Below are 13,470 nucleotides of genomic sequence, written 5' to 3'. Positions count from 1 at the left end.
AATCTTAAATCGCGGGGATCAATGGGGGCGGGGGAACACCACGCGGGCGCGCAGGCCGTGGCCGCCCGGCGCGTCTTCCAGAAATATCTCTGCGCCGTGGCGCTCGGCGATGGCGCGGGCGATCGACAGCCCCAGGCCGCTGCCATGCTGCGTGTTGCCCTCGGCGCGGTAGAAGCGGTCGAATACGCGCTCGCGTTCGCCCGGCGGGATGCCAGGGCCTTCGTCGTCGATCGCGAACGAGGCCGTGTCCGCCGACTGTTCCAGGCGCAGGCGGATGTGCTTGCCCTCGGGCGTATGCTTGACCGCGTTGTCCAGCAGGTTGCGCGCCAGCAGCACCAGCGCGTCGCGATGTCCTTGAAGCCAGGCGTCGGTCGCCCCTTCCATGTCGATGCCGATCGACTTGGCGTTGGCTTGCGGCAGTGTTTCGGAAAGCGCTTGGCGCAAGACGTCGGCCAGGTCCACCGGACCGGCAGGCGAGGGCTCCGCCGCGCTTTCGTGGCGCGCCATGGACAGCAACTGTTCGACCAGGCGGGTGGCGCGGTCGATGCCGGCCGCCAGCCGCTGCTCGGCCAGTTGGCGGCTGTCGGCGTCGCCGGCGCGTTGCAAGGCCTGCAACTGCAGGCGCAGCGCGGCCAGCGGCGAACGCAGCTCATGCGCCGCATCGCCCACGAATTGCTTCTGTTGGGCGAATGCGCCTCGCATCCGTTCCAGCAGCAGATTCAGTTCCTGGATCAGCGGCTGGATCTCGTCGGGCAGGCCCTGCACGTTGACGGGCGACAGGTCCTCGGGCTGACGCGCCGCCACCTGGGCGCGGGCGCGCTTGACTGGACGCAGCGACCAACTGACCACGCACCAGATGATCAGCATCAGCAAGGGGGCCGCGGCCGCGATGGGGGCGATGGTGCGCAGGGCAAGCGCGCGCGCCATGTTCTTGCGCACGTCCATATCCTGGGCTACCTGGATGACCTGGAACGGCGTGGCCAGCGAATACACGCGGTAGGTGATGCCCTCCATCCGGACGTCGGAAAAGCCCAGCACGATCTGGTCGGGCAAGGGGCGGCGCGACCGCGAATTGAACACGCGCAGGCCGTCCGGGGTCCATATCTGGATGATCAGGTCATCGGCGACGGGCGAGCCCGCCCCGCGCGCATGGGTGGGGCCAGTCCGGAGCAGCCCGTCGCCGGTGCCCAGCGACAGGGCGGTGCGTTGCAGCAGGGAATCAAAGATATCGTCGGCCTGCGCCAGCGTGCTGCGGTAGGCGACTGCGCCTTGCACCAGCGCGCCGACGGCAATGGCGGCCAGCAGGAAGAAAAGCAGGCGGGCTCTCAGCGAGTAGCTAAGCCGGATGCTCATGTTTTGGGAATGACATAGCCGACGCCTCTGACGTTCTGGATCAGGTCCGGACCCAGTTTCTTGCGCAGGCCATGAATATAAACCTCAACGGCGTTGCTGCTGACGCTGTCTTTCCAGCTGTAGAGCTTTTCTTCCAGTTGGGCGCGCGAAAAGATCATGCCCGGGCGGGCGATCAGGGGCTCCAGCACCGCCCACTCCCGCGCGGTCAGGGCGACCGGAGTGCCGTCCACCATGGCCGCGTGCGATTGTGGGTCGATGGTAATGCCGTCGTGTTCGAAAACCGGCTCGGCGCGGCCGGCGCTGCGGCGGATCAGGGCGCGCATGCGGGCCAGGAGTTCGTCCACGTCATAGGGTTTGACGATGTAGTCGTCCGCGCCCGCGTCCAATCCGGCGATGCGGTCGCTGACGGCGTCGCGCGCGGTGGCGATCAATACCGGCGTGCGGTCCTTGCGGGTGCGCAGGTCGCGCAGCAAGGTCAGGCCATCGCGTTTGGGCAGGCCCAGGTCTAGCAGGATCAGGTCATAGGTGTCGGTGCGCAGTGCCAGTTCCGCGGCGTTGCCGTCCTTGACCCAGTCGACGGCGTAGTGCTCCGCGCGCAGGCAGTCCAATACGCTTTCACCGATCATGATGTCGTCTTCGACGAGTAGGATGCGCATGGTGGTCTTCGCTAGATGTTGACGGAAAATCCAGCAAGTTGGACGCGCGGCAGGCGGATGGAGTTCCCGTGATCGGGGCGCCAGCAAGAGCGGAGGAGAGCGGAAATGAAAAAAGCAGCCCGAGAGGGCTGCTTTTTGAATTTGGTGCCGGCAATAGGAGTCGAACCTACGACCTTCGCATTACGAATGCGCTGCTCTACCAACTGAGCTATGCCGGCAAGACCATTTGCTTTGATTCTTGCGTGCCGGTGTTGAATTCGGCAATGCTGAACGACAAGCAAAACATCTTCGTTCTTCCCAGTTCGCTGCCCTGTTTATGGGGCCTGATCTGGAAAGACCGAAATCATATCAGAGTTTTTTCGCGATGGGAAATAAACAGCCCAAAAAAACTAAGAAAAAACGCGATTTGCATGCGTAAAAAATTTAGGTCATAATTGCGTTCTTGGCAGATCCCCGATAGCTCAGTCGGTAGAGCGACGGACTGTTAATCCGCAGGTCGCTGGTTCGAGCCCAGCTCGGGGAGCCAAAAGAATTCAGTACCGACAGTTCAGTGCGCCAGCACCGAACACGCAAGGGTCATTCACGAAAGTGGGTGGCCCTTTTTGTTTTCCGCGATGTCTTCTGCGAGACCCATGTTCTTCACATGGTTCTCTTGCCGCCCGGGTTCCTGAGGCGGTTTCAGCTATTCCTTGATTGCCAGACGCCAGGGCTCCATCAGGCTCGTCGGGTGGTTGTTGTTTGCGCTTCAAATGTTATGTAATAACATTCTAATTTTGGAGCAAAGCCATGATGCAGATAAGCGGAGCGGGCTCGTTGCGCGACGGGCGCTTGCCGGTAACGGTGCTGTCGGGATTTTTGGGGGCGGGCAAGACGACGTTGCTCAACCATGTGTTGAACAATCGCGAGGGTCGCCGGGTGGCGGTCATTGTCAACGACATGTCTGACGTCAATATCGACGCCCGCCTGGTGCGCGAGGGCGGGGCCGCGCTGTCGCGCGCCGACGAAAAGCTGGTTGAGATGAGCAATGGCTGCATCTGCTGTACGCTTCGCGAAGACCTGCTGGTCGAGATCCGCCGCCTGGCCGCCGAGGGACGTTTCGACTACCTGTTGATCGAATCGACCGGGATCTCCGAGCCCTTGCCCGTCGCCGAGACCTTTACCTTCCGTGACGAAGCGGGCGTCAGTCTGGGCGACGTCGCCCGGCTGGACACGATGGTCACCGTAGTGGATGCTTTCAACTTCTTGCGGGACTACGCCAGTGAGGATCTTTTGGCGGCGCGCGGCGAGGTCCTTGGGGACGAGGATGCGCGCACGGTCGTGGATCTGTTGATCGAGCAGGTGGAATTTTGCGATGTCATGGTCTTGAACAAGACCGATCTGGTGGAGCCGGGCGAACTGGCTCGCCTGGAAGCGATGTTGGGCCAGTTGAATCCGCGTGCGCATATCATTCGCAGCGAGTTCGGCCAGGTGCCGATGGCAAGCGTGCTGGATACGGGACGGTTTGATTTCGAAGCTGCCGCTCAGGCGCCGGGCTGGCTGAAGACGCTACGCGGCGAGCACATCCCGGAGAGCCAGGAGTACGGCATTGGCAGTTTTGTGTTTCGCGCCAAGCGCCCCTTCCATCCGCAACGCTTCTGGGATTGTATTCATCAGGAGTGGCCGGGCGTGGTGCGGTCGAAGGGCTATTTCTGGCTGGTGACCCGTCCGGCGTTCGCGGCCTCCTGGTCGCAGGCGGGGGCGATCCTGCGGCATGGCGCGGCGGGCTATTGGTGGGCGGCCATGCCGCGCGAGCAGTGGCCCGAGGATGCGGAGTCGCGGGCGGCAATCGTGTCGGAATGGGATCCGGTCTATGGCGACCGATGCCAGGAATTGGTGCTGATTGGCATCGGCATGGATGAGGCGGTGCTGCGGGCGCGCTTGCAGGCCTGCCTGATGACGCAGGAAGAAATGACTCGGCCGGCCAGCGAGCTGGCTGCGCTGGCGGATCCGTTCCCGGTGTGGGGGCGGCCGCAACATCCGGGGTAGCGCCCGTTGGACAGGTGGGTATGGACGAGGACAAGCGCATCGGCGTGACTGTGGTTTCGGGGTTTCTGGGCAGCGGCAAGACCACGCTGCTCAACCGTTTGCTGCACGAGCCGGCGTACGCCGACGCACTGGTCATCGTCAACGAATATGGCGACGTCGGGGTCGACCATCATCTGGTGCGCCTGGCGCCGGCGAACGTCGTGCTGATCGAAGGCGGTTGCCTCTGCTGTGTCGTCAGTGGCGCCGTGGTGGATACACTGCGCGACCTTTTCATGCTGGCGCTTGGCCGCCGGATCAAGCCGTTTCGCCACGTGCTGATTGAAACCAGCGGGTTGGCGGACCCCGCGTCGATCCTGTTCATGCTCAAACACGACCGGTTCCTGGCTGAGCGTTACGCATACCGAGGCGCGATCGTGGTAGTGGATGTTCAGCACGGCGAGGGCCAATTGGCATCGCAACCTGAAGCAGCACGGCAATTGGCGTTGGCCGATACCGTCGTGCTCAGCAAATCGGATTTGGCGGACGCGGCGCAATTGCGGCGGGTGGAACAGGCGGTCATTGCCATCAATCCTGGTGCGCAGCGTTGCGTCCAGCGCCAGGATGCGCCTTTGGCTGGCGTGCTGCGAGACGGCTCCGACGGGCTGGCGCGCCGGGATGGTGTCGCGCTGGCGAACTGGCTCCAGGCGTTCGCGCGTCCGGTCGCTGACCGCCACGCCCAGGTCGCCAGCTTTTCCCTGCTCTTGTCGTCGCCGCTGGGCCGGGCTGCCTTCCTGGCGGGCGTGTCGCGCATCCAGGAGCGCTTCGGTCAGGGGCTGTTGCGGATGAAGGGGCTGGTGTGCTTTGAGGGCGAGGCGCTGCCATGCGAGGTGCATGGCGTCCATGGCGAGCTTTACCCGCTGCGCGCGCTGTCGCAATGGCCCGGCGACGACCGGGCATCGCATTTGGTCTATATCCTGCGCGGGCTGGACGTCGACAGCGTGCGCGTCGAGGTCTCCCGGGCGCTGGGCCAGTTGCCCGCCTGAGTGCCGTCGTCCCGGCCGCTGAATCCTCGTGTCGCTATTTCTGCACGGATGTTGCACGGAAATACGGTATAACCGGTACGGTCTGATGCAAGAACCGAGACAATCATGGATCGTCTGAAAGCCATGCAGGTGTTCGTCGAAGTCGCCGACCGGGGGAGCCTGTCGGCGGCGGCGGTCCATTTGGATATGTCGCGAGCGATGGTGTCGCGGTATCTGGCCGAAATGGAACAGTGGGTTGGGGTGCGTTTGCTGCACCGCACGACGCGCCGGCTCAGCCTCACGCCTGCCGGGGCGGAAACCTTGCCGCGATGCCGGCAGATGCTGGACATGGTGGGCGATCTGCGCAGTGCGGTGTCCACGCCCGAAGATACCCCGCGCGGCCTGCTGCGCATCACGACCAGCATGTCCTTTGGGTCAAGGCATCTGGCCAGCGCGGTCACCGATTACGTCAAGCAGCACCCTGGCACCTCCGTGGATCTGATGCTGGTCGAGCGCGCCGTCAATCTGGTGGAAGAGCGGGTGGACTTGGCGGTGCGGATCACCAATGATCTGGATCCCAACCTGATCGCCCGAAAATTGGCTGTCTGCCGCTCGGTGGTGTGCGCGTCGCCCGAATACCTGGCGCGTGAAGGGGTGCCCGCGCGCGTCGAAGATCTGTCCTTGCGCAACTGCCTGACGCATTCCTATTTCGGCAAAAGCCTGTGGCGTTTCGAGCGCGACGGCCAGCCCGTGGATGTGCCGGTCAGCGGGAATATCAGCGCCAATGAGGTTTCCGTGTTGTCGCGCGCCGCGCTGGAGGGGGCGGGCATCGCCATGCTGCCAACTTACTACGCGGCCGAATATGTCGCCGCGGGGCGCCTGAAGCCCATTTTGCCGCAGTGCAAGCCGCAGGAACTGGGAATTTACGGCGTCTACGCCTCGCGCCGCCAGATGCCGCTGATCTTGCGTTCGATGCTGGATTTTCTGGTGGAGCGGCTGGGTTCCGCGCCCTGGGATAAGCCTGCTGCGGCGCCCTCCATGCCGCCTGTGGCGACGTCCTGACCCGCAGCCTTGCGGGCGCCTGGGCTTGAGGGCCGCGGTTATGGCGGTATAATTTGGGTGTTGCTTTGGCGTGCGGGCCGTGTTTTATCCCGGATTTTTGCCAGCAAACCATTATGCGGCGGGCCAATGTCCGCTAGCATGTAGACGTCGAAAACATCTAAGAATCGTAAGGCCGGCCAAGGGTTGGTCATCGCATCACGAAGCCGGTCTTTGTGTGCGCGAGGGGGCGCGTGGGGTTCAGGGGTGGCGGCCAGCCACAATGCCGAATCCAATGCGTGACGATCCAGGTCTTGATACTGATCGCGGCAGGAAACAGTCGCCGGGTGCCGGCGTATCCCGCAGGCTTGTGTTGGCGAGTAATGCCAGCTTTTCCAGAATTTGCTTAAGGCGTCTGCCGTGATGGAAATCGGGCAGGCATATTGCCCTATCTTGAATGGTGCGGCCGTTTCGGCGCATGGCCATGGCGCGATCCATCATGCATGGCAGTCAACCCAGGAATGTTTTGAACACTACGCAAACCAATGTCGCCTGTCGCGAGCCCGCTTTTGCCGGGGTCTTGCTGGTGGGCGCGGGCGTGGCGTTCGCGGGTTCTGTCGCGGGTTCCGTCGCGGGTTCCGCTTTGCCGGCACAAATGATTTTGCAGGCAAAAATGATTTTGCGGGCACAAATGATTTTGCGGGCACAAATGAAAAAGGCCCGGCGCATTCGCCAGGCCTTCGTCAATTTGGTTGCGGGGGCAGGATTTGAACCTACGACCTTCGGGTTATGAGCCCGACGAGCTGCCAGACTGCTCCACCCCGCGTCTGAGAAAAGAATATTAACCTTATTTTCAACCTAGCGCAAGTTAGCCCTTTTTGAATTTGAATGTCGATGAACGATAGCGAGGCAATACTCGTGCTGGAAACCGCGCTGCTATGCGCGGTGCAGCCGATGCAACTGTCCGATATGCGCAAGCTATTCGGGGACGATGAACAATTCGACAACAGCAAGCTGCGCGGGCTGTTGGAGACGTTGCAGAGCAATTGGGCCGATGGCGGCCTGGAGCTGGTGCAACTGGCAAGCGGATGGCGTTTCCAAAGCCGCCCGCACATGCAGCGCTACCTGGAGCGGCTGAGCCCTGAAAAGCCGCCCAAGTATTCGCGCGCCGTCATGGAGACGCTGGCCATCGTGGCCTGGCGCCAGCCGGTCACGCGCGGCGACATCGAGGATATCCGCGGGGTCACCGTGTCTTCGCAAATCGTGAAAGCGCTGGAGGACCGGGGGTGGATCGAGGTCATCGGGCATCGCGATGCGCCTGGCCGTCCCGCCCTGTTCGGCACCACGCGCCAATTCCTGGACGATCTGGGCTTGAGGGCGCTAGACGAACTTCCGCCGCTGGAATCGGCGCAAGCCGCTGCGGCGCTGGCAGGGTTGGACCTGGGTGAAGTGCAGCAGCTGACGGGCGAGGGCGCTGCGCCCGAGGACGCGTCTGCGCCGGAAGGTGGCGCCGCGATGGCCGAAGGTGAAATCGGCGGTGAAATCGGCGGTGAAATCGCTGGGGTGCAGGGTGAAATCGCCGTTGAAGCGCCGGATGGCGTGGACGAAAATGACAATGTCCCGGTTGCGGAATTGTCTGTTTCGGAACACGATGTACCCATAGCCCCGAGCGATAGCGTAGAATCCGTCGTTTCGCGCACAGAAGAAGGCGCGGATCCCGCAGACGAACCCACCGTCCGGGAGCAAGCCGAAGGCTTGTCCAATACGCCGACCCCGTCCGGTTTTCCCGACGAAGGGGCTGGCAACGACATTTCCGATATGGCCGCCGACGTCACAGAGGCCGGTGCTGCAAAGGAAAGTGTCGAGAACGCAAAACACGCGGAACCGACCGAACCGATTGACGAGACCGATCACGCAGCGCCTGGCGCCGCCGGGCATGAGCCCGCCATCGGCCTTGACGAGCATGTTCGGCCCGACCCCGATGCCGCCTCCGCGGCGCCGGGCGAGGCAGATCCGGAGCGGCCTCGCGCCGGCCGTGAGTCGGCGTCCCCTGATGATGACGAGCCTGCCTCTGGCAGGCCTACCCAAGTTTGAAATTCGGAGCTGTCCCAGTGACAACGAATACAGCAATGCAGGACGACAATCCCCGTTCGGATGACACCGTTTCCAACGGTCAGCCGGACGCTTCCGCCGCGCGCGAGCCGGCAGCCGAAGGTGAAGCGGGCGCCCGTGGGCGCGGGCGCAAGCTGAGGACGCCGTTCCGCCGCCGGCGCGGCGACGCGACGGCCGAGCAGGCGCCTGCCTCCGAAGGCCAGCAGCCTGTGGCGGCCGCAGCTCCGGTCGAGTCGCCAGATTCCCGTGGCGGCGAGCAGGAAGCCGAGCAGGCCCTGTCGTACCTGGACTCGGCGGACCGCATGGAGCAGCGCCTGGGCAAGTACCTGAACAGCGATTCGGTCATGCCCAAGCTGCATAAAGTGCTGGCCGACGCCGGTATCGGTTCGCGCCGGGAAATGGAAGAGTTGATCGTCGCGGGCCGGGTGTCGGTCAATGGCGAGCCGGCCCACATCGGCCAGCGCGTGGCGCCGAATGATCAGGTCCGCGTCAACGGCAAGCCCATCATGCGCGTGAATACCAAGAAGCCGCCGCGCGTGATCCTGTATCACAAGCCGGCCGGCGAAATCGTCAGCCACGACGATCCGGGTGGCCGTGCCAGCGTCTTTGCGCGCTTGCCCAAGCTGCGTACGGGTAAGTGGCTGTCGGTGGGGCGCCTGGACTTGAATACCGAAGGTCTGCTGATTTTCACGACCTCGGGCGATATGGCCAACCGCATCATGCATCCGCGCTACGGCACCGAACGCGAATACGCGGTCCGTGTGCTGGGTGAAATGGACGAGGCGCAGCGCCAATCGCTGGTCGACGGGATTGAGCTGGAAGACGGCCTGGCCGCTTTCGGCGCGCTGGACTACCTGGGTGGCGACGGCAGCAATCGCTGGTATCGCGTGACCTTGCAGGAAGGCCGCAACCGCGAAGTCCGCCGCATGTTCGAAGCCGTGGGTGTCACGGTCAGCCGCCTGATCCGCACCCGTTTCGGCGATGTGGTGCTGCCGCGCACCCTGCGGCGCGGCCGCTGGGAAGAATTGGATGGTTCGCTCGTCACCGCCCTGATGGTCCAACTGGGACTGTTGCGTGAAGACGACGAATCCGGTGGCAACCGTCGCCGCTCGAAACAACCGCAATCGCATGACAGTGCCTTGCCTCCGGGTTTCGGCACCATGGATCGCAATGGCATGAACGGCGCTCGCATCGGTCGCCGCGGCAAGTTGCAGGGCGGTCGTCTGGGCAGTGCTGGCCAAACGGCCGCGTGTCCGTCGGACCCGTTCGGCACTGGTTTGATGATTGCAGGCGGCTATGCCAACGGTCATCCGTTGGCGGCCGAAGGCGCGGGTGGCAATCGCAAGGGCGGCAAGCCCGGCGGCGGCCGTTCGGCGGCACCGGCAGGCGGTGGCCGGCCGGGTGGAAAGCCTGGCGGCAAGCCCGGTGGCAAACCGGGCGGCAAGCCTCGCGGTCCGCGGTCGGCGGCGGCCAATGGCCCGTCGAGTCCCGTGGCGTCGGCGGATGCTATCGGCAATGTGGCCGAGGCGCCCGTGGGTGGTGGTGGCCGCAAGCCTTCCGGCCGTAAGCCGGGTGGCGGCAAGCCGGCCGGCGCGGGCGGCAATAGCCGTGGCGGCAAGCCGGCGGGTTCCGGTCGTGGGGGCAACAAGGCCGAAGGCTCGCCGCGTGCGGCGGGAAGTGGCGCTGGCAACAACAAGGGACCAGGCGCGGGCGGCAAGCCGCGCCCCCCCCGCAGCGCCTCGTCGTCGTCCTCGCCCCGTGGCGATGATTGGCAGCCGCGTGGCGCGTCGGCCCACGAATCGCGCCTTGGCGTGATGGGCGGGCGTGGCCGTCAGGGCCGATAAGCGCTATCAGGCGGCGTGCTGGGCGCGCCGCCGGGTCCGATGTGTCCCATATAAACGTAAGCCCGTGACGAATCAGGCGTTTTTCCGGTTTATCTGGTAAAATCAATGGTTTTCATGGCTTCGCGTCATTGCTTTTTGCCCGGCAGCCTGTCTGGCAGCGGCACTTGGCGTGGCTGCAAAGCAGTGGCACCGCAGCAGGCCAAGCAAATAGCTTGGCAAATAGGCTCGGCAAATAGGCTTAGCAGGTGGGCTCGGCAAATAAGCTTGGCAAATGAGTCGGGCGGTTAGCAAGAGCGGTTGGCAAGAGCAGTTGGCATCGGAGTTGCGCCAAGTGCCGTCGGGCCCGGATTGACGGGTTGGGGCGGGGCTGTGTGGGGGAAACCCGTGGCGCAAACCACAAATTAGGTCGCAATATAGGGCGCTGCCCAGCATTGCTCCTTACGTGCAGTAGGGAAGCGGCTGGGCTCTGCGCAATATCGGTGGGCTGGGCGTGCAGCCCATTTTTTTTGAGTATATGGCTGATTTATTCGCATTGACCGAAGAGGCTTTGGCCGGCATGGACCTCGAACTCGTAGACGTCGAGCGTGCCGCCCTGGGCCTTTTGCGCGTGACGATCGATCGGGTCGGCGGTGTGCGCATCGAAGACTGTGAGCAGGTGTCTCGCCAATTGTCGCGGGTGTTTGAAGTCGAAAACATCGACTACAAGCGGCTGGAAGTCGGTTCGCCGGGCATTGACCGCCCGCTGCGCAACGAGAACGAGTTCCGCCGTTTCGCAGGCGAGCGCATCGAAATCAAGCTGCGCGAGGCATTAGACGGACGTAAGGTCTTCTCCGGCACGCTGACTGTGCCTGAAGACGACGCCGCTGCCTCGGACGCTGCTGCTGGCATGCACAAGACCGTGTTCGGTCTCGAATTTGAGGCAAAAAAGAACGATGTCCAGGTTTTGAATTTCACGGTCGATGACATCGAACGTGCAAAACTGGATCCCGTTCTGGATTTCAAGGGCAAAAAGCGATGAGTCGCGAAATTCTTCTGTTGGTCGATGCCTTGGCGCGTGAAAAGAACGTCACGCGCGACGTCGTGTTCGGTGCGCTGGAAAGTGCGCTGGCCTCGGCCATGAAAAAGCGCTTCAAGGATGATGCGGACATTCGTGTCGCCATCGATAGGGAAACCGGCGATCACGAGGGCTTCCGCCGTTGGCTGGTCGTGCCTGACGAAGCCGGGCTGCAAGAACCCGATAAGCAGGAAATGCTGTCGGATGCGGTGGAAATCGTCCCTGGCATCCAGGAAGGCGAATACATCGAAGAGCCGCTTGAGCCCATCGAATTCGGCCGTATCGGCGCGCAGGCGGCCAAGCAGGCCATTCTGCAAAAGATCCGTGACGCCGAGCGCGAACAGGTGCTGAACGACTTCCTGGACCGTGGCGAAACCATCGTGTCCGGCACGATCAAGCGCATGGACAAGGGTGACGCCATCGTCGAAACCGGCAAAATCGAAGCGCGCCTGCCGCGTTCCGAAATGATCCCGAAGGAAAACCTCCGGGTGGCCGACCGCGTCCGCGCCTTCGTGTTGCGTGTTGACCACGCCGCGCGTGGCCAGCAGGTGATCCTGTCGCGTACCTCGCCCGAGTTCATCCGCCAGCTGTTCGAGAACGAAGTTCCGGAAATCGAACAAGGCCTGCTGGAGATCAAGGCCGCCGCCCGCGATGCTGGCGTGCGTGCGAAGATCGCCGTGGTGGCTTACGATAAGCGTATCGACCCCATCGGCACGTGTGTGGGCATGCGCGGTTCGCGTGTGACCGCGGTCCGCAACGAGTTGGGTGGCGAGCAGGTCGATATCGTGCTGTGGTCGGAAGACCCCGCGCAGTTTGTCATTGGCGCCCTGGCGCCGGCCAACGTCGAATCGATCGTCGTTGATGAAGACAAGCATGCGATGGATGTCGTCGTCGACGAAGAGAACCTGCCCAAGGCCATCGGCGCCAAGGGCCAGAACGTGCGTCTGGCGTCCGAACTGACTGGCTGGCAGATCAACATCATGACGCCGGAAGAAAGCCTGAATCGCCAGGAAGTCGAGCGGTCGGGTCTGCGCGCCACGTTCATGAGCAAGCTGGACGTCGACGAGGAAGTCGCTGACATCCTGATCGACGAAGGTTTCACCGGTATCGAGGAAATCGCTTACGTGCCCATGCAAGAGTTGCTGGAAATCGAAGCGTTTGACGAAGACACCATCAATGAATTGCGCGCCCGTGCCCGCAATGCGCTGTTGACTGAGGCGATTGCCCAGGAAGAGCGCCTTGAGACCGCACAGGATTTGCTTGAACTCGAAGGCATGACGCAGGAATTGGCCAGCAAGCTGGCCGAGCGTCAAGTGCATACGCGTGATGATCTGGCCGAATTGGCAACGGACGAACTGGCGGAAATCGCCGGTTTGACCGAGCAGGAAGCCAGCGACCTCATCATGCGTGCCCGCGCCCATTGGTTCGACGAAGAATAACCAAAAGGACACGGGTCTGCGGTGGGTAGTGCAGGTTTCATCCACCGCAAGTTCACGTTGTTTGTAATAGCTGCATATAGGGAAGAGAGAGCCTAATGTCGAGTAACACCGTCGCCCAGTTCGCTACCGAGCTGAAAATGCCTGCCAATGTGCTGCTGGATCAGCTGCGCTCGGCTGGCGTTGACCTCAAATCGGTTGACGATTCCGTCACCGACAGCGACAAGGCGAAATTGCTCGAATCGCTGCGTCGCGCCCACGGCGCGACCGAAGGCAAGAAGATCACCCTGACGCGCCGCCAAACGTCCGAAATCCGGCAGGCTGACGCCACCGGCCGTTCGCGCACGATTCAGGTCGAAGTGCGCAAGAAGCGCGTGTTCGTCAAGCGTGATCCCTCCGAAATCGCCCTGGAACAGGCCGCGTCCGCGCGCGCCGAAGATGAAGCCTCCGTCGAAGACGAGCAGCAGGTGTCCGCGCCGGCTGCACCCGAGGCTCCTGCCGTGGTCGAGCCCCGCGAGGCCACTCCCGTCCAGGCAGAGGCTCCGGCCCCGGTCCAGGCGGAAGAGCCCGTTGTTGTAGAAGCGCCCGCGCCGGTTGAAGCGCCCGCGCCTGTTGAATCCGTCGCGGCCGAAGTGCCCGCCCCCGTCGAGGCGCAAGCCCCCGAAGTCCAGGCCCAGCCTGAACCCGAACTGACGCCGGCGCCTGCTCCTGCCGAGCCCGTGGCCGAAGAGGCCAAGCCCGAAGTTAAGACTGAATCCACCGAGCCCCAGGCTGAAGAGGCCAAGCCGGAACCCGTTGTGCTAGCTAATAAGTCAGAAACATCTTCCTCCCAGGCCAACGCGCCTGTCGCCCAGGCTCAGCCTGCTGCGAAGTCCGAACCCGTCAAATCCGCCGCGCCCGCGCCGGCCGCGCCTGCCGCCAGGGTAGGCAACCGCGCCGACAACCGCCGCC

The 13,470-nt window shown here is 63.3% G+C and carries 10 protein-coding genes and 3 tRNA genes; 9 read left to right on the top strand and 4 right to left on the bottom strand.

All coding sequences use genetic code 11. The annotated features are described in order from the left end of the window. Nucleotides 1-18: 18 nt before the first annotated feature. The 3 genes from HG262_RS10620 to HG262_RS10610 form a co-directional block, all read right to left on the bottom strand. On the bottom strand, nucleotides 19-1,353 hold the full coding sequence (locus tag HG262_RS10620) for an ATP-binding protein (protein ID WP_169270984.1): 1,335 nt from the start codon (nucleotides 1,351-1,353) through the stop codon (nucleotides 19-21). After that, complete coding sequence (locus HG262_RS10615; protein WP_169270983.1) at nucleotides 1,350-2,009, bottom strand: response regulator; 660 nt, start codon at nucleotides 2,007-2,009, stop codon at nucleotides 1,350-1,352. The genes HG262_RS10620 and HG262_RS10615 overlap by 4 nt, the downstream gene beginning before the upstream one ends. A gap of 142 nt (nucleotides 2,010-2,151) precedes the next feature. Beyond that, nucleotides 2,152-2,227 (bottom strand) — tRNA-Thr (locus HG262_RS10610). Between the two features lie 232 nt (nucleotides 2,228-2,459). On the opposite strand from HG262_RS10610, the gene HG262_RS10605 reads away from it, so the two are divergent. The 4 genes from HG262_RS10605 (at nucleotide 2,460) to HG262_RS10590 (ending at nucleotide 6,097) form a co-directional block, all read left to right on the top strand. After that, nucleotides 2,460-2,535: transfer RNA gene (locus tag HG262_RS10605), tRNA-Asn, on the top strand. Between the two features lie 287 nt (nucleotides 2,536-2,822). Beyond that, nucleotides 2,823-4,034, top strand: a complete 1,212-nt coding sequence (zigA, locus tag HG262_RS10600) for a zinc metallochaperone GTPase ZigA (protein ID WP_248293321.1) — start codon at nucleotides 2,823-2,825, stop codon at nucleotides 4,032-4,034. A gap of 20 nt (nucleotides 4,035-4,054) precedes the next feature. Next, on the top strand, nucleotides 4,055-5,056 hold the full coding sequence (locus HG262_RS10595; RefSeq protein WP_169270982.1) for a GTP-binding protein: 1,002 nt from the start codon (nucleotides 4,055-4,057) through the stop codon (nucleotides 5,054-5,056). Nucleotides 5,057-5,161: 105 nt separating this feature from the next. Continuing rightward, nucleotides 5,162-6,097 (top strand): LysR family transcriptional regulator, encoded by a 936-nt coding sequence (locus HG262_RS10590; RefSeq protein WP_211187151.1) that lies wholly within the window; start codon nucleotides 5,162-5,164, stop codon nucleotides 6,095-6,097. A 725-nt stretch (nucleotides 6,098-6,822) separates the two neighbouring features. Here HG262_RS10590 and HG262_RS10585 read toward each other — a convergent pair. Beyond that, nucleotides 6,823-6,899: transfer RNA gene (locus HG262_RS10585), tRNA-Met, on the bottom strand. Between the two features lie 62 nt (nucleotides 6,900-6,961). Between HG262_RS10585 and scpB the strand changes: the two genes are divergently transcribed. The 5 genes from scpB to HG262_RS10560 form a co-directional block, all read left to right on the top strand. Further along, nucleotides 6,962-8,167, top strand: a complete 1,206-nt coding sequence (scpB, locus tag HG262_RS10580) for an SMC-Scp complex subunit ScpB (RefSeq protein WP_169270981.1) — start codon at nucleotides 6,962-6,964, stop codon at nucleotides 8,165-8,167. A gap of 35 nt (nucleotides 8,168-8,202) precedes the next feature. After that, a complete protein-coding gene (locus HG262_RS10575; RefSeq protein WP_169270980.1) occupies nucleotides 8,203-10,029 on the top strand; it encodes a pseudouridine synthase in 1,827 nt (608 codons plus the stop codon). A gap of 514 nt (nucleotides 10,030-10,543) precedes the next feature. After that, a complete protein-coding gene (gene rimP / locus HG262_RS10570; RefSeq protein ID WP_169270979.1) occupies nucleotides 10,544-11,047 on the top strand; it encodes a ribosome maturation factor RimP in 504 nt (167 codons plus the stop codon). Further along, nucleotides 11,044-12,522 (top strand): transcription termination factor NusA, encoded by a 1,479-nt coding sequence (nusA, locus tag HG262_RS10565; protein ID WP_169270978.1) that lies wholly within the window; start codon nucleotides 11,044-11,046, stop codon nucleotides 12,520-12,522. Before rimP ends, nusA begins: the two co-directional genes overlap by 4 nt. A gap of 95 nt (nucleotides 12,523-12,617) precedes the next feature. Further along, the coding region (locus tag HG262_RS10560; protein ID WP_248293320.1) for a translation initiation factor IF-2 associated domain-containing protein at nucleotides 12,618-13,470 on the top strand (853 nt) is incomplete at its 3' end.

Source organism: Achromobacter sp. Bel, from assembly GCF_012928505.1.
Taxonomy (GTDB): Bacteria; Pseudomonadota; Gammaproteobacteria; order Burkholderiales; family Burkholderiaceae_B; genus Achromobacter.
The sequence above is the reverse complement of the archived record's forward strand: the minus strand, read 5'-3'. Positions and strand labels throughout refer to the sequence as shown.